Source organism: Pantoea sp. DY-17, assembly GCF_019795975.1.
Taxonomy (GTDB): domain Bacteria; phylum Pseudomonadota; class Gammaproteobacteria; order Enterobacterales; family Enterobacteriaceae; genus Pantoea; species Pantoea leporis.
Window position 1 is genome coordinate 366,546 of sequence record NZ_JAIMIG010000003.1, and the last position, 16,416, is coordinate 382,961.

Genomic DNA, 16,416 nt, shown 5'->3' on the forward strand with positions numbered 1-16,416 from the left:
CAAGAAAGCCTATTACCCGCATCAAAGCTGGCTATTTGACCTGAGTTCGCTTTCCCGATAAGTTGGAATTCCACTGGAAGCTTTCCTGGTGGGCCTGTGTCTCGGCATATCTATGCAGCAAGAAGCCTCCCTCTGGATGCAAGCTATCTCCCGAAAGAGACCGGAATAAAAAGAGCAGCTCATTAAGGACGTGACAACAGTGTCTTGAGAGCCCTTGCTCGGTGCTGCGACGCCTGCTCTTTACTGAGCGGCACAAGAATTGATACCGCCGCGCTGGCTTACATTGTCACGCTGCGGTACACGAAATAATGCAGGTAATGTCAAAAGAAGTTTAAGGAGACTCTCAATGTCCACGCAAAAACCGAATCCCTATGGTTTGTATGACCCATCAGCTGGCAGTGACAGCTGTGGTGTAGGTTTCATTACCCGTAAGGACGGCGAGCAGACTCATGAGATTCTGCGGATGGCCCATAGCGCGCTGTGCACGGTTCCGCACCGAGGCGGCATGTCTGCCGAAGGCGTGGGCGATGGCGCGGGTGTGAACGTCGATCTCTCCCTGAACTTCTTCCGCAAGGTCACCGGTCTGGCGCTGGAAGCCGGCCGTTTTGGCGTCGGTAACTTCTTTGTACCAAAAGACGCAGAGCTGCGTGCAAACGCTGAGCGTCTGGTTGAAGAAACGCTGGCGGCGCATAACTTCCCGGTATTAGTGAAACGCGATATGCCGCTGGACGGCAGCGTGACGCGCCCGGCCGCCCTGCAATTCCAGCTGCCGATTGTGCAGTGGATTTTTGCCGCGCCGCAGGAAGTGACTGAACAACTCGAATTCGAGCGCCAGATTTATCGCGCGCTGCTGGATATCGAAGCGCGCGCCTTTACCGAAAGCGAATTCGGCGGCCTCTATCCGCTGTCGCTCTCTTCGCGCACGCAGGTATTTAAAGCGCGTCTGAACTCCAACGAAGTAATTCCTTACTTCAAAGATTTGACCGATGCCGATCATCAGGTGCGCGGGCTGTTCTTCCACACCCGTTTCTCGACCAACACCGATCCGCATACCACCATGGCGCAGCCGTTCCGCTTAATGGCGCACAACGGCGAGCTGAACACCGATCGTAAGAACCGCATTGCCGAAGCGGCACTGATGCTGGCGCGCGGTAAAAAAATCGTGCGTCCAAAAGGTCAGTCCGACAGTTCGCGTCTCGACCAGAGCATCCACAGCCGTTTGATGGAAGATAACCTCGACCTGATCAACGCCGTGGTTTCGATGATGCCGCCAGCGTGGGAGAACGATACCTCGCTCTCGAACGAAGTGCGCGCCATGCTCGAGTACTTCTCTTTATATGAAGAGAAGAACGATGGCCCAGCTGCGCTGATCTTCGGTAACGGTGAAGTGATCGGCGCGCGACTTGACCGCCTCGGTCTGCGTCCGCTGCGTTCCGTTGAAACCGCGGAGTACATCGGTGCGATGTCTGAAGCGGGCCAGATCGCCTTCCCACCGGAAAGCGTGCTGCGTCGTGGCCGTATCGAAGCGGGCGGCATGCTCTATTACGATCACAAAGAGAAACGCTCTTACACCACGGTTGAAGCGCTGGAAAAACTGGCAGCTGAAAAAGATTACCTGTCACTGCTGAGCAAAGCGCGTATCGATCTGGCTGACCTGCCAGAAATTCAGGCAGAGCAGCTCGGCTCGCCGCTGCGTTATCGTGGTGACCTCAAAACCTATCAACGTTTTGTCGCCTACTACTACAACCAGGAAAGCTTCAAATTCATGATGGATCCGATGCTGCAAACCGGCGCTGAGAAGATCTCAGCCATGGGTTACGGCAACGCCATCAACGGCCTGTCTGACCACGAAGGCGGCATGGCGCACTACTTCTCACAACGATTTGCCCAGGTTACCAACCCGCCGCTCGACTCCATTCGTGAAGCGGACGGCATGACGCTGCGTGTTGCGCTGGGTGCGAAGCCGCATCTCGGCCGCAGCAAAGGTCAGCAAATCATTGTTCCGACGCCAATCCTGACGCACCTCGACATGCTGCGCCTGCGCGAGCAAACCGTCGCTCCTTATGCGCGTTTCGAGATGCTGTATGAGCCGGTGGTCGGCAAAGATATCGTCAGCCGTGCGGCCAACGCCAACGCGCTGGAAAAAGCCATTGATGACTTAGCCCAGCAGGTTGTCGATTTCGCACGCCAGCAAGGCGGCATCGCGGTGATCACCGATCGTCATATCTCTTCAACTCACGCAGCGATCCCGATGCTGCTGATGGTGTCGGCGATCAACCAACGTCTGGTGCAGGAAGGTCTGCGTCTGGATGTTTCGCTGGTGGTCGAAAGTGGTCAAAGCATCTCTTCACACCATATCGCGGCGACGCTGGGCTTCGGTGCTTCTGCCGTTTACCCACTCGGCGTGCAGATGCGTGCGGAAGAGAAATTCGGTGAAGGCGAAGAAGGCAATAAAGCCTTTAAACGCTATGCCAAAGCAGCCGAAAAAGCGCTGATGAAAACCATGGGTAAAGTCGGCCTGTGTACCGTTGAGAGCTACAGCTGCGGCGAGTTCTTCGAGCCGAACTTCCTGAATACCGACGATCCGGTATTGAAAAAGTATTTCCCGAATATCAAAACGCCGGTTGGCGGTGCGGGCTTCCCGGCGATCGCCCAGATGGCAGTAGACTGGCATCAAAGCGCCTTAAAAATTCAGGGCGAGGCGGAAGTGCCGTTGCTCGGCCTGTTCAAAGAGCGTGCTGAAGGCGCGGGCCACTCATACGGCACCATTGCGGTGCGTACCTTCATTGATATGACGGAACAACCGATTCGCTTTGCTAACAAAGAGCGCGAAGAGGACAACTTTATTCGTTTGATGACGCTGGCCAAACTGGATAATGCGTTCAACATCAAAGCGGAAGCCTTTAAAGACAGCAGCTTCGAGCGCATCCCAAATGAGGTGATCGACAGCTTTGCCATCACGCCAGATTATCGTCAGTTCTCCAGCCTGATGCATGCCGAGCGTAAACGCCGTCCTGCGGCGCTACGTGACATCCTCGCGCTGCCGTGCGATTTGACCCACGTGGACAGCGAAGCCGAATTCGGCCGCAAACTGGGCCGCTACTCGCTGGTGAACAACGGCTTCGCTACGCGTGGCCTGAAATGTGAAGCAGTGAACGGCAGCCTGAACCAGTTCGAGCTGCGTCTGATCGATGCAATTGCTGGCCTGAAACCAGAAAGCGAGCGCCTGGAAGCGCTGGCACGGGCACTGAAAACCCGTTTCACCGACGATATTGAAAGCAGCAACGTAGCGGATGGCGTGCTGCACATCACCGCTTACGGCAAAGCAGCCGATTATCTGTCGCTGATCTTCACCGCGCTGCCATCGCTGCCGCTGGAAGAGATTCAGCCAGCCCACGAAATCACGCGTACCTTTGCTTCCGGTGCGATGAGCCACGGTGCGTTGGTTGCGCCGGCGCACGAAGCTGTCGCGCACGGTACTAACATGGTTGGCGGCATGAGTAACTGTGGTGAAGGTGGCGAGCACTATTCACGTCACGGCACCATCCGCGCGTCACGTATCAAGCAGTTGGCATCCGGGCGTTTCGGCGTGTGGGCGGCTTATCTTGCTGATCCAATGCTGGAAGAGCTGGAGATCAAAATCGGTCAGGGCGCGAAGCCCGGTGAAGGCGGCCAGCTGCCGGCACCAAAAGTGACCGTTGAGATTGCCGCAGCGCGTGGCGGTACGCCGGGCGTTGAGCTGGTTTCACCGCCGCCGCACCACGACACTTACTCCATCGAGGATTTGGCGCAGCTGATCCACGACTGTAAAGCCGCGCGCGTGCGCGTCATCGTCAAACTGGTTTCATCTGAAGGTATCGGCACCATCGCCGTCGGCGTGGCGAAAGCCGGCGCGGATGTCATTAACGTCGCGGGTAACACCGGCGGCACCGGCGCAGCGTCCGTTACCAGCCTGAAATATACCGGCCGCGTCGCGGAAATCGGCATCGCTGAAGTGCATCAGGCGCTGTGTGCCAACGGCCTGCGCGACAAAGTGCAGCTGCGCTGCTCCGGCGCGCAGCAAACCGGCAGCGATGTGATCAAATCTGCCCTGCTCGGCGGCGATAGCTTCGAGTTCGGCACCACCGCGCTGATGATGCTGAAATGCGTGATGGCGAAAAACTGTAACGTCAAATGCCCGGCCGGTTTAACCACCAACGCCGAAGCCTTTGATGGTGATCCGCGTCAGCTGGCGCAGTACTTCATCAACGTGGCGCAGGAAGTGCGTGAGTTCCTCGCCCGCCTCGGTCTGCGTTCTCTGCGTGAAGCGCGTGGCCGTTCGGATCTGCTGCACTTGATGGATCATCCGCTGGAAGTTGGCAAACTGGATCTGCGTGCGATGTTAACCGTGGTGCCAGAGCAGAAAATTGCCAAGCCGGTGTATCTGGAAAAAGACTTTGAGCTGGATGATGGCTGGGTCAGCGAGCTGAAAACGCAGCTGGTTGGCGCGTCAAGCTGTGAAATCGCGCTGGGCGCGGGCATCACGCTGAACAACCGTAACAAAAGCGTCGGTGGTCAACTGGCGATCGATATCGAACGCATGCTGAACCATGAACTCTCGAAAGAGCAGCTGGCTGCATTGCCAGCGGTGCTGAAAGACGATCGCGGTCGTCACTATCTGGCGCCAGCCACCGTGCTGATTAACACCAGCGGTTCTGCCGGCCAGTCGTTCGGCGCGTTCTGCAACGACGGCATGCAGATGAAGCATTACGGCACCTGTAACGACGGTGTCGGCAAAGGCCAGTGCGGCGGCGAGTTGGTGGTGATGTCACCAGGCGGCGGCGCACAGGATAGCGATGGCAACGTGTTGATCGGTAACTTTGCGCTGTTTGGCGCCACCGGCGGCCGTCTGTTCGTTCAGGGCCAGGCGGGTGACCGCTTCGCCGTGCGTAACTCCGGCGCAACCGCGGTAGTGGAAGGCGTTGGTGACTTCTGCTGCGAATACATGACCAACGGCGCCATCCTCAACCTTGGCACCTTTGGTAAAGGCTTTGGCAACGGCATGAGCGGCGGTTTCGCTTACCAGTACGATCCGTATGGATCGCTGGCAGCCCACGCAGCAGGTGATTCGGTGCTGTTTGGCTCTATCGCCGATGAAGATGAAATGGCGCAGGTGCACAAACAAGCGGTGCTGACCATGCTGAACTGGCATCTGGAAGCAACCCAATCGCCACGCGCGGCCTGGCTGCTGGATAACTGGGAAACCGAGTGCCACCACTTTGTTTATGTGATGCCGCGTTCACTGCTGCTGTATCAGGATGGCACCGAGATCCTGAAAGCCAAATCACGTAAAGACCTGCTTGAAGAGCTGTCAACCTCGCTGGCTGCGCATCAGGTTGCGAAGTTCAAATCAGCGTGGCGTGACGGTAAAACCATTGCCAACGGCGCAGTTCCGGCTTATGGCGCGACCGATACGCTGGAGATGTTTGTTCTGCTGAACAATTACACCGTTCTCAGCCTCGCGCAGCAGCTGGCGCTGGGCAAGCTGCCGAAAGGCACGGCGGTGGAAGATCCAGCAGTAGAAAAAGCGGTACGTAATCTTCTGATGACCGAAGATTTCACGCTCATCAGCAAGCTGCAACGTCATGCACGCTCGGCGATTGAGAGTTACAGCGATGACGAGCTGGCAAGCCTGATCGCCGCGAAACGAATGTCAGATTACAAAGCGGCATTAACGCAGCGCAACATTCGCTCGATGGACAGCCTGGCGACTTACGGCTGGATCATCTATCAGGATGCCTGCAACCGTGAAGTGCTTGGTCATCTACCTGATTTTGAAGAGCTGTTTGCGCGTGCTGCCTTGCCAGAAATCGCTGCTGCGGTCGGGAAACTTTCCTGATTACAGCGCCAATGAACAAGTGTAATTTTGACCTCTCCCTCAATACTTCATGGTGCAGAAAGGCGGCAAACGCATCTGCAACCTGAAGTATGACAGGGATAAAATTTTGAACAGGATTGAGCCTTACCGATGAAAATTCCTTACATTCCTGAAGATGCACCGTTTAACGGTGAGCAGAAATACTGGCTGGCGGGCTTCCTCGCTGGCCTCCATTCGCGCCTGCTGGTATTAGAAGACAAGCAGAGCGCACCGGCTGCAGGTGCCAGCACCAATACGCAGTTGCACATCCTGTTCGGTTCACAGACCGGCAACGCTGAAGCGCTGTCGCAAACGGCCGCTAAAGCCGCACGCGCCAAAGGTTTGGTGCCGGTGGTTCAAGCGCTGGGCGAAGTGGATCTGGATGTGTTCGCTACCATGCGTCACGTGCTGATCGTCACCTCGACCTACGGCGAAGGCGAAATGCCGGACAACGCCCAGCTGTTCTGGAACGCGATTTCAGCCAGCACCGCGCCGCGTCTGGAGCAGATGCACTTTGCGGTATTGGCGATTGGCGACACCGGCTACGACGGTTTCTGCCAGGCAGGTAAATTCATCGATATGCGTCTTGAGCAGCTCGGTGCAAAACGCGTCGCCGATCGTATCGACTGCGATATCGACTTCGAAGAGCCATCCAGCGCGTGGATTGGTACGGCGATGCCGCAATTCGCCGCCAGTGCAGGCAGCAGCGGTACAGCATTAGAAAGCGCGCCAGAAGCGCCGGTCATTCCGGGCAGCAATAAGCAAAACCCATATGCGGCTGCGTTGGTGACTAACAAGCGTCTTTCGGCAGAAGAGTCGGCGAAAGATATTCGTCACTTCGAGTTTGATCTCACCGACAGCGGTTTGAAATATGAAGCGGGCGATGCGCTGGGTGTGATCCCGGTGAACGACGCAGCACTGGTTTCACTGCTGCTGACTCAGCTCAAAGCAGATTACGAAACGCCAGTTCCCAGCTTTGATCGCAACCTCGGCGATCTGCTGACTTATCAGTTCGAAATTTCCGAGCCATCACGCAAACTGATTGAGTGGGTTGGCCAGCACACCACCAACCAGGAACTGCGTCACGTCCTGCAGCACGACGATAAAGATACCCTTGCCGTTTGGCTGTGGGGCAAAGACACGCTGGATCTGCTGCAGCTCGAGCTGACGCGCAGCCTGTCGGTGCCGGAATTCGTTGCCATGCTGCGTCCGTTACAGCATCGCGCTTACTCCATCTCGTCGAGCTCGAAAGCCCACCCAAATCAGGTACATCTGACCATTGCTTCCGTGCGCTATCACAGCAGCGGCCGCGAGCGTAAAGGCGTGTGCTCAACTTATCTGGCTGAACGTGTACGTCGCGGCGAAAAGCCGGCGATCTTCATCTCACCAAATAAAGCGTTCCGTGTACCGTCAAACGGCAATGCGCCGCTGATCATGGTTGGGCCAGGCACCGGTATCGCACCGTTCCGCGCCTTCCTGCAGGAACGTCAGGCAACGGGCGCAGAAGGTAAAAACTGGCTGTTCTTCGGTGACCAGCATCAGGCACACGATTACATCTACGAAGAAGAGTTGCAGGCATGGCAGGAGAAAGGTCTGCTGACTAATCTGGATCTGGCCTTCTCGCGCGATCAGGAAGAGAAGATTTACGTGCAGAACCGCATGCTGGAGAAAGGCGCTGAGCTGTACGCCTGGCTGCAGGATGGCGCTTACTTCTACGTGTGTGGCGACGCATCTCGCATGGCAAAAGACGTTGATGCGGCGCTGTATGAAGTGGTTCGTCAGTTCGGTGGTTTGTCCAGCGAGCGCGCGGCAGCTTACGTTGATCAGCTGAAGAAAGATAAACGCTACCTGCGCGACGTCTACTAAGACGCGCAGGCATAAAAAAAACGGGCCAATCGGCCCGTTTTTTATTGCACGTTTTACTTCACCACACGGAGTGAAGGTCGTCCGCCACGCGGCGGCGGCTCATCATCTGGCGAATGATCGTCGTCAGTCGCATCATCCGGACGATCGCCATCAATCACAGACATCATTGTCTCTTCCTGACCGCTCCCTTCCTGCTCGTCCGTCGCCAGCTCATAAGCCGGTTCCGGCTCGAACATGGTGCCAGCGCCGTTTTCACGGGCATAAATCGCCAGAACTGCAGCCATCGGCACAGAAACCTGACGCGGTACGCCACCGAAACGCGCGTTGAAACGCACTTCATCATTGGCGAGGTCAAGATTGCCTACCGCACGCGGCGCGATGTTCAGAACAATCTGTCCATCACGCGCATATTCCAGCGGCACCTGCACACCAGGCAGATTGATGTCGACCACCAAATGCGGCGTCAACTGGTTATCCAGCAACCAGTCGTAGAACGCCCGCAACAGGTAAGGACGACGCGCCGTTAGTTGCGACATTTCCATACATTAGCCCCGAGCTTGCAGGCGCATTTCACGTTCTGCTTCCGTCAGTGACGCAAGGAAAGAGTCACGTTCAAACACACGCGTCATATAGCCTTTCAGCTCTTTAGAACCGGCGCCAGACAGGTCAACGCCCATCTGCGGCAGACGCCACAGCAGCGGCGCCAGATAGCAATCCACCAGGCTGAACTCTTCGCTCATGAAGAACGGTGTGCGTGCGAACAGTGGTGCAATCGCCAGCAGCTCTTCGCGCAGTTGCTTGCGCGCTGCATCGGCTTCGGCACCGTTGGCGGTTTCGATGGTGCGCATCAGGCTGTACCAATCCTGCTCAATGCGGTGCATCATCAGACGGCTTTCACCGCGCGCTACCGGGTAAACCGGCATCAGCGGTGGATGCGGGAAACGCTCATCGAGGTATTCCATGATGATGCGTGATTCATACAGCGTCAGTTCACGGTCGACCAGCGTCGGTACGGTGCGATACGGGTTGAGGTCAATCAGATCCTGCGGCAGGTTATCCGTTTCAACCTGCTCGATCTCCACGCTGACGCCCTTCTCAGCCAGTACAATACGTACCTGATGGCTGAAAATGTCAGTCGGACCAGAAAACAGCGTCATTACCGAACGTTTGTTGGCAGCGACAGCCATGAAAACCTCCAAGTTTGTTCACAAAAAGATACTGCGAATAGCCAACCACGCGGCGACTCACCGGCTCATCAGATTCGCCTACCGTCAGCGTCAGGAGCATCGACCGGTCTTCCGGACAGGGACGACATGCACAACGCTGCGTCTTGCAGGCGCAAAGTGACAGTGAGTTTACCAGATTTTAAGCAGCTTGTGGGGCGGGCGTGATGATTTGCGGGCAAAATGCGGGTAAAGCTCGCGTTTTTCGTGGGAAAAAATCATTAATGCAGGCAATAAAAAACCCGCCGAAGCGGGTTTTTTGAGCCAACTGCCGCTGCCGGAGCAGCAAACAATTAACGCTTGGAGAACTGCGGACGACGACGTGCTTTACGCAGGCCGACTTTCTTACGTTCAACTTCACGCGCATCACGGGTAACGAAGCCCGCTTTACGCAGTTCAGAACGCAGAGACTCGTCGTACTCCATCAGAGCGCGTGTGATACCGTGACGGATCGCACCAGCCTGACCAGAAATACCACCACCTTTAACAGTGATGTACAGGTCAAATTTACCAACCATATCAACCAGCTCCAGCGGCTGACGCACGACCATACGTGCAGTCTCGCGACCGAAGTACTGCTCCAAAGAGCGCTGGTTAATTACGATGTTACCGCTACCCGGCTTGATGAAGACGCGAGCGGCAGAGCTTTTGCGGCGACCAGTGCCGTAGTTTTGAGTTTCAGCCATTGCCTATAATCCCGATTAAATGTCAAGAACTTGCGGTTGCTGCGCCGCGTGGTTGTGCTCGTTGCCTGCGTAAACTTTCAGTTTACGGTACATAGCACGACCCAGTGGGCCTTTCGGCAGCATGCCTTTAACCGCGATTTCAATCACACGCTCAGGACGGCGCTCGATCATCTCTGCAAAGGTCGCTTGCTTGATACCACCGATGTGGCCAGTGTGGTGATAGTAAATCTTGTCAGTACGCTTGTTGCCGGTTACAGCAACTTTTTCTGCGTTCAGAACGATGATGTAATCACCGGTATCAACGTGCGGAGTGTATTCCGCTTTGTGCTTACCACGCAGACGGCGCGCCAGTTCAGTCGCCAGGCGACCCAAGGTTTTGCCCGTTGCGTCAACAACATACCAGTCACGCTGTACGGTTTCTGGTTTAGCTGTAAAAGTTTTCATTGAAAAGCTTACCCAAATAAAAAGTTACACGTTGGTGAAATCCCAAACGCTAAGTAAACGATTGAGGCTCACACGACCATTTTGCCCAGCAAGCCACCCCTTCAAGTGAGTTACCGGATCACATCGAGTTCTTGGGAAAGAAAACCGATGCTGTAACGTGGGGTCGCAAGATTATAGAGAAGTCGAACTCAAAGATCGAACCTTTTTGCATCTAAAACCTACGATTTATGCCACGTCATCAGGGCAGATGCGGCAGACGCAAATACTCTTCGCTCTGCATCTCCTGCAAACGCGACAAGCAGCGCTGATACTCAAACTTCAAGCGTGTGCCCTGATAAATTTCAAACAGTGATGTTTCAGCCGCGACAACCAGTTTCACGTGGCGTTCGTAGAACTCATCGACCAACGCAAGGAAGCGGCGCGCCTGATCTTCGGTCTTATAAATCATCACCGGCACATCATACAGCAAGACGCTGTGAAAACGGCGCGAGAGCTCAATATAGTCGTGCTGACTGCGCCCTTCGCCGCACAGCGTCAGGAAATTGATCGCCAGCACGCCTTCATGCACGCCCAGCGTGGGCATCTGGCGATGGTTAATTTCCAGCACCGGCGCGTCTTCACGCGCTTTGCCGGACAGCGCGCGGAACATGCGCTCCATTTCGCTATGCGTGGCCTCGTTGAGCGGGAAGTTCCACAAATGCGCCGACGTTAGTGTGCGCAAGCGGTAATCGATACCCGCGTCCACATTCATCACTTCACAATGACGCTTGATTTGTTCGATGGCAGGTAGGAAACGCGGGCGCTGCAGGCCGTTGCGATAGAGCTCATCCGGCGGAATGTTCGAGGTGGCTACCAGCGAGATGCCGCGCGCAAACAGCGCTTCCATCAGCGTGCCGAGCAGCATGGCGTCGGTGATATCCGAGACAAAAAACTCATCGAAACAGAGAATGTCAGTTTCCGCTTTAAAGCGATCGGCGACAATCAGCAGCGGATCGCTGTGGCCTTGCAGCTGCGTCAGTTCCTGATGGACACGTAGCATAAAGCGGTGGAAATGCAGGCGCAGCTTACGATCACCAGGAATTGACTGAAAAAACAGATCCATCACCCAGGTTTTACCGCGTCCCACACCGCCCCACATATACAGGCCGCGCACTGGCGCTTCGCGGGTGCTTTTCTCTTTATTCATTATCTTAGACAAGCGTCCAAACAGACCTTTGGCAGCCGGTTCAACCTGTTGCTGGCGGGCAATCAATCCTTGCTGGATGGTATCTAAGCGGGTAATCGCTTCTCGTTGTACGTCATCCGGGCGAAATTCGCCCTGCGACAGCGCCTGCTCGTAGCGTGCAAGCGGAGATGAGGTTTGCATGGTTCTCACAGAATCCCTGAAAAAGTCCGATTCACGGGTCGGTTGACGAAAATTAGGCCGCTCTACACTAAGCGATGCAGCCCGATAGTTCCACTTCCAATAGATTATTGGGTATAGTGGCTGCTATTGAAGTTGATGTTGCAACAGAAGCAATGCCCTACGAAACAACGGAAATTACACGGGAGTCATTATGACCTGGGAATACGGGCTGATTGGTTTAGTGATTGGCATTATTGTCGGCGCAGTCGTCATGCGTTTTGGCAACAAGAAGCTGCGTGAGCAGCGTAGCATGCAGTATGAACTGGAAAAATCGAAGGCTGAGCTGGCGGATTACCGCGAGGAGCTCACCAACCACTTCGCCCGCAGCGCCGAGCTGCTGGACAATATGGCGCATGATTATCGCCAGCTGTATCAGCACATGGCGAAAGGGTCTAACGACCTGCTGCCAAATCTGCCCGGCGAGAAAAATCCGTTTGCCTACCAGTTAACGGAAGCCGAAGCGGATAACGATCAGGCGCCGGTGCAGATGCCGCGTGATTACTCTGAAGGCGCATCCGGCCTGTTACGTGGCAGCGACCGCGCTCCGCGTAATTAATCCTTTTGGGGCACAGCTTAGCTGTGCCCTTTTTGTTTTCGAACACAAACCACAAACTACTGTCACACTTCTTTTATCCCTTTCGCAGCGAGAGCGTTGTAGCAATGAAAAAACAAGCACGTCTGTTAAGCGCATTAGCCTTAGGTATCGGGATGAGTTTGGCTGCGGCGCCGAGTGCGCTGGCAACTCTTCCCGCCCAGATTCAGGGACAAGCATTGCCAAGCCTGGCACCGATGCTGGAAAAAGTTCTGCCCGCAGTAGTGAGCGTGCGTGTTGAAGGTACCGACAGCGGTCAGCAGGCGCAGGATATTCCTGAACCACTGAAACGCTTTTTTGGTCAGGCACCGGGACAATCGCAGCCGCAGCCTTTTGAAGGTCTGGGTTCTGGCGTGATCATTGATGCCGCTAAAGGCTATATCCTCACCAATAACCATGTGGTCAGCAACGCCGATAAAATCAGCGTGCAGCTGGGTGACGGCAACGAATATGACGCTAAGTTAATTGGTCACGATGAACAAACCGACATCGCATTGATCCAGGTTGAAGGCGCGAAAAATCTGACACAGGTGAAAATCGCCGACTCTGATTCGCTGAAAGTGGGTGATTTTGCCGTGGCCATCGGTAATCCGTTTGGTCTGGGTCAAACCGCCACGTCGGGCATCATCTCTGCGCTCGGTCGTAGCGGCCTGAATCTGGAAGGACTGGAAAACTTCATTCAGACCGATGCCGCGATTAACCGCGGTAACTCCGGTGGTGCGCTGGTGAACCTGAATGGTGAGTTGATTGGTATCAACACCGCGATTCTGGCGTCAAGCGGCGGCAACATCGGCATTGGCTTCGCCATTCCCGCCAATATGGCGATGAACCTGGCGCAGCAGCTGATTCAGTTCGGCGAAGTGAAGCGCGGTCAGCTTGGTATCAAAGGTACGGAAATGACCGCCGATATCGCCAAAGCGTTTAACGTTGATGCGCAGCGCGGCGCCTTTGTTTCGGAAGTGCTGCCGAAGTCAGCCGCCGAGAAAGCGGGCATCAAAGCCGGCGATATCATCACCTCCATCAATGATAAGCCAATCACCAGCTTTGCTGAGCTGCGTGTGAAAGTCGGCACCACGCCGCCGGGCCAGGATGTGAAAATCGGCCTGCTGCGTGAAGGCAAACCGGTCAACGTCACCGTCACGTTGGAACAGAGCGCGCAAACCACCGCCAGCGCGCAGCTGATGTCGCCTGCACTGCAAGGCGCAACGCTGAGCGACGGCGCGACCAAAACCGGTGATAAAGGCGTGAAAGTCGATGCCATTGAAAAAGGCACGCCAGCGGAGCAAGTCGGTTTGCAGAAAGATGATGTGATCATCGGCGTAAACCGCAATCGCGTCGCTTCTATTGCCGAAATGCGCAAAGTGCTGGAAGGCAAACCGCCGGTGCTGGCACTGAACGTGGTGCGCGGCGAAGAGACGATTTACCTGCTTCTGCGATAATCCTCGCAACAGGCGGACAAGCAGGTGTTTGTCCGCCTTTCTCATGCTATTCTGCCCTGCGATCTCACCTGGCTTGAAATAACACCATGTTTCTTAAACTTTTGCGTTCTGTGGTGATGGGCCTGATCGTGGCTGGCTTACTGCTCGTCGCGATCCCTGCGCTGCGTATGGGCAGCAACGTCACCTTTGATCAAGACAACAGCGACGATGAAGCACCCGTTAGTTTTAATCAGGGTGTGCGACGTGCCGTGCCCGCGGTCGTTAACGTCTATAACCGCAGCGCCCACGGCAACAATAATCGCGGCATCACGACGCTGGGTTCCGGCGTCATCATGAACGGCAAAGGCTACATCCTCACTAACAAACACGTGATTAATAACGCCGACCAAATCATCGTCGCGCTGCAGGATGGACGCTTCTTCGAAGCCACCTTAGTGGGTTCCGATGCCATGACCGATTTAGCGGTGCTGAAAATCAGCGCCTCCAACTTGCCGGTTATCCCCATCAACGCCAAACGTATCGCGCACATCGGCGACGTCGTCATGGCGATCGGCAACCCATACAACCTCGGCCAAACCGTGACGCAAGGCATTATCAGCGCCACCGGACGCGTGGGTCTGAGCTCATCCGGACGACAAAACTTCCTGCAGACCGATGCCTCGATCAATCAGGGCAACTCGGGCGGCGCATTGATTAACTCGCTGGGTGAACTGATGGGCATTAACACCCTGACGTTTGATAAAAGCAGCGATGGCGAAACGCCGGAAGGGATTGGTTTCGCCATTCCCACCGCGCTGGCGAGCAAAATCATGGATAAGCTGATTCGTGATGGTCGGGTGATTCGCGGCTACATCGGCATCACCGGGCGCGAACTGCCGCCGCTGCACGGCCAGGGAAGTAATCTTGATCGCGTGCAGGGCATTATCGTTAGCGACGTCACGCCTGGCGGCCCCGCCGATAGCGCCGGCATTCAGGCCAATGACGTGCTGCTGGAAGTGAATGGTAAACCGGCGCTCTCGGCGCAGGAAACCATGGATCAGGTGGCAGAAATTCGTCCGGGCTCGGTGATTGACGTGCAGATCTTGCGTAATGAAAAGAAAATGACCTTGCCGGTGACGATTCAGGAATTCCCGGAAGTGACCGCGCCCGCCACCACCACGCCATAAGGGCGCTTGCGCGCCCTGATGATTTAGCTGCGATCGACCGGGAAGGCGATCACTTCGCTTAGCGAGCTGGCTTTCAGCGCCAGCATGATCAAACGATCCACGCCCAACGCCACGCCAGAACAGGCAGGCATACCGTGCGCCAGCGCGTCCAGCAGATAGGTATCGATAGGATGTTGCGGCAGGCCACGCGCGGCTCGACGACGATTGTCCTGCTCAAAGCGCTGACGCTGCTCGCGGCTATCGGTTAATTCACGGAAACCGTTCGCCAGCTCAATCCCTTTGTAATAGACCTCAAATCGCTCGGCGACGCGGTGATCTTCCGTACTGATCTCCGCCAGCGCGGCCTGCGTCGCCGGGAAATGGTAGACGAAGCACGGCTTATCGTTACCAATCTTCGGCTCAACGCCCAGCATAAACAGCAGTTGCAGCAGCGTATCGCGGTCTTCTTCACGATTGGCCAACTCGCCCTCGCCCAGCTTCTCCGCCACTTCGCGTAGCTGCGCTTTATCAGCCGATAACGGATCGACTTCCAGATGGCGGATAAACGCCTGCTGATACGATAGGGATTCCGCGCTGTCGCACTCCAGCACCTGCTGCATCAAATCGTCCACCTCATTCATGAGGCGGTACATGTCGTAGTGCGGACGATACCACTCCAGCATGGTGAACTCGGGATTGTGGTGACGCCCGGCCTCCTCATTACGGAAGCTGCGACCCATCTGGTAAATCGGACCACTTCCGGCCGCCAGCAGGCGCTTCATGTGATATTCCGGACTGGTCATCAGCCACAGATCGCGCCCTTCGGCTGCGCCTGGCCCAACAAAACGCGTCTGGAACGGCACCAGATGGATGTCAGTGATGGTCGCCTGGCTCATCGCCGGGGTATCGACCTCCAGCACGCCGCGATCGGCAAAGAAACGACGTATTTCCGCCATGATAGCGGCGCGTTTCAACAAATTGGCAATGGGTGCGCTCGGCTGCCAGCTTGCCGTTTCGCTCATGTTGATGACTCCTCATACAGATAAGGGGTGGAAGTCTACCCGCAATGCCGATGGCAAACAACGGCAGCGGGCGCAGGCGGCAATTTGCTAGCGGGCAGCTATACTTAACCCATTAAAATCGTAGAGGAATCCCACAATGTCCCCATGGAAAACCCTGCTTGCCAGCCTGAGCGCTTTTCTCTCCGTTGCCTGCTCAACCGCGCCGCCTAAAGGTGTCACGGTAGTAGAGGGTTTCGACAGTCAGCGCTATCTCGGCCAATGGTATGAAATCGCCCGCCTCGATCACCGCTTTGAGCGCGGATTACAACAGGTTACCGCTAATTATAGTCCGCGCGAGGATGGCGGTTTGAAGGTGATCAATCGCGGCTACAATCAGCAGAAACAGCGCTGGCAAGAGAGCGTTGGCAAAGCCTACTTCACCGGCGATAAACAGCGCGCCGCGCTGAAAGTGTCGTTCTTTGGCCCGTTCTATGGCGGCTACAACGTGATTGCACTGGATCCTGACTATCGCTATGCGCTGGTGTGCGGGCCGAATCGTAGCTACTTGTGGATTCTGTCACGTACGCCGCAGCTGGATGAAAATGTTAAGCAACGCCTGGTTGAACAGGCCAGAAGTGCCGGATTCCCGGTGGATGAGCTGATTTGGGTGGAGCAGAAATAGAGAGGACCGGTGCGAAAGTCGCTTTCGCACCGGACTA

12 protein-coding genes are annotated in these 16,416 nt (G+C 55.8%); 6 read left to right on the top strand and 6 right to left on the bottom strand.

Annotation, left to right across the window (positions count from 1 at the left end; all coding sequences use genetic code 11):
• The first annotated feature begins 346 nt into the window (after nucleotides 1-346).
• Complete coding sequence (locus tag K5Y33_RS15900) at nucleotides 347-5,878, top strand: glutamate synthase-related protein (RefSeq protein ID WP_222234495.1); 5,532 nt, start codon at nucleotides 347-349, stop codon at nucleotides 5,876-5,878.
• Between the two features lie 129 nt (nucleotides 5,879-6,007).
• Entirely contained in the window at nucleotides 6,008-7,762 is a 1,755-nt protein-coding gene (locus tag K5Y33_RS15905; RefSeq protein WP_101762289.1) for a sulfite reductase subunit alpha, read from the top strand.
• A 53-nt stretch (nucleotides 7,763-7,815) separates the two neighbouring features.
• Here the strand turns inward: K5Y33_RS15905 and sspB are convergent, their stop codons facing one another.
• From sspB to zapE, 5 genes are all read right to left on the bottom strand, one after another.
• Entirely contained in the window at nucleotides 7,816-8,304 is a 489-nt protein-coding gene (gene sspB / locus K5Y33_RS15910) for a ClpXP protease specificity-enhancing factor (RefSeq protein WP_064737765.1), read from the bottom strand.
• A gap of 3 nt (nucleotides 8,305-8,307) precedes the next feature.
• The gene (gene sspA, locus K5Y33_RS15915; RefSeq protein ID WP_008104394.1) at nucleotides 8,308-8,949 is read right to left on the bottom strand and encodes a stringent starvation protein SspA; all 642 of its coding nucleotides are present in this window, start codon (nucleotides 8,947-8,949) and stop codon (nucleotides 8,308-8,310) included.
• A gap of 329 nt (nucleotides 8,950-9,278) precedes the next feature.
• On the bottom strand, nucleotides 9,279-9,671 hold the full coding sequence (gene rpsI / locus K5Y33_RS15920; RefSeq protein WP_007886600.1) for a 30S ribosomal protein S9: 393 nt from the start codon (nucleotides 9,669-9,671) through the stop codon (nucleotides 9,279-9,281).
• A 15-nt stretch (nucleotides 9,672-9,686) separates the two neighbouring features.
• Nucleotides 9,687-10,115: a 50S ribosomal protein L13 gene (gene rplM, locus K5Y33_RS15925; RefSeq protein WP_007886599.1), complete on the bottom strand. Its 429-nt coding sequence runs from the start codon at nucleotides 10,113-10,115 to the stop codon at nucleotides 9,687-9,689.
• Between the two features lie 238 nt (nucleotides 10,116-10,353).
• Complete coding sequence (gene zapE, locus K5Y33_RS15930) at nucleotides 10,354-11,481, bottom strand: cell division protein ZapE (protein WP_192412560.1); 1,128 nt, start codon at nucleotides 11,479-11,481, stop codon at nucleotides 10,354-10,356.
• Between the two features lie 190 nt (nucleotides 11,482-11,671).
• Here zapE and zapG point away from each other — a divergent pair, with 190 nt between their 5' ends.
• The 3 genes from zapG to degS all read left to right on the top strand — a co-directional run bounded on the left by zapG (nucleotide 11,672) and on the right by degS (nucleotide 14,717).
• On the top strand, nucleotides 11,672-12,076 hold the full coding sequence (gene zapG, locus K5Y33_RS15935) for a Z-ring associated protein ZapG (protein WP_064737767.1): 405 nt from the start codon (nucleotides 11,672-11,674) through the stop codon (nucleotides 12,074-12,076).
• Between the two features lie 104 nt (nucleotides 12,077-12,180).
• Nucleotides 12,181-13,551: a serine endoprotease DegQ gene (gene degQ / locus K5Y33_RS15940; RefSeq protein WP_101762291.1), complete on the top strand. Its 1,371-nt coding sequence runs from the start codon at nucleotides 12,181-12,183 to the stop codon at nucleotides 13,549-13,551.
• Nucleotides 13,552-13,637: 86 nt separating this feature from the next.
• Nucleotides 13,638-14,717, top strand: a complete 1,080-nt coding sequence (degS, locus tag K5Y33_RS15945; protein WP_110868088.1) for an outer membrane-stress sensor serine endopeptidase DegS — start codon at nucleotides 13,638-13,640, stop codon at nucleotides 14,715-14,717.
• A 23-nt stretch (nucleotides 14,718-14,740) separates the two neighbouring features.
• Here the strand turns inward: degS and epmA are convergent, their stop codons facing one another.
• On the bottom strand, nucleotides 14,741-15,718 hold the full coding sequence (gene epmA / locus K5Y33_RS15950; protein WP_101762293.1) for an elongation factor P--(R)-beta-lysine ligase: 978 nt from the start codon (nucleotides 15,716-15,718) through the stop codon (nucleotides 14,741-14,743).
• A 136-nt stretch (nucleotides 15,719-15,854) separates the two neighbouring features.
• Here epmA and K5Y33_RS15955 point away from each other — a divergent pair, with 136 nt between their 5' ends.
• On the top strand, nucleotides 15,855-16,379 hold the full coding sequence (locus K5Y33_RS15955; RefSeq protein ID WP_101762294.1) for a lipocalin family protein: 525 nt from the start codon (nucleotides 15,855-15,857) through the stop codon (nucleotides 16,377-16,379).
• Nucleotides 16,380-16,416 lie beyond the last annotated feature (37 nt).

Bases quoted from the DNA above. Each gene is read 5' to 3' on its own strand.
- degS (WP_110868088.1), top strand. From the start codon at position 13,638: ATGTTTCTTAAACTTTTGCGTTCTGTGGTGATGGGCCTGATCGTGGCT.
- degQ (WP_101762291.1), top strand. From the start codon at position 12,181: ATGAAAAAACAAGCACGTCTGTTAAGCGCATTAGCCTTAGGTATCGGG.
- zapG (WP_064737767.1), top strand. From the start codon at position 11,672: ATGACCTGGGAATACGGGCTGATTGGTTTAGTGATTGGCATTATTGTC.
- K5Y33_RS15900 (WP_222234495.1), top strand. From the start codon at position 347: ATGTCCACGCAAAAACCGAATCCCTATGGTTTGTATGACCCATCAGCT.
- sspB (WP_064737765.1), bottom strand. From the start codon at position 8,304: ATGGAAATGTCGCAACTAACGGCGCGTCGTCCTTACCTGTTGCGGGCG.
- sspA (WP_008104394.1), bottom strand. From the start codon at position 8,949: ATGGCTGTCGCTGCCAACAAACGTTCGGTAATGACGCTGTTTTCTGGT.
- epmA (WP_101762293.1), bottom strand. From the start codon at position 15,718: ATGAGCGAAACGGCAAGCTGGCAGCCGAGCGCACCCATTGCCAATTTG.
- K5Y33_RS15905 (WP_101762289.1), top strand. From the start codon at position 6,008: ATGAAAATTCCTTACATTCCTGAAGATGCACCGTTTAACGGTGAGCAG.
- rplM (WP_007886599.1), bottom strand. From the start codon at position 10,115: ATGAAAACTTTTACAGCTAAACCAGAAACCGTACAGCGTGACTGGTAT.
- K5Y33_RS15955 (WP_101762294.1), top strand. From the start codon at position 15,855: ATGTCCCCATGGAAAACCCTGCTTGCCAGCCTGAGCGCTTTTCTCTCC.
- zapE (WP_192412560.1), bottom strand. From the start codon at position 11,481: ATGCAAACCTCATCTCCGCTTGCACGCTACGAGCAGGCGCTGTCGCAG.
- rpsI (WP_007886600.1), bottom strand. From the start codon at position 9,671: ATGGCTGAAACTCAAAACTACGGCACTGGTCGCCGCAAAAGCTCTGCC.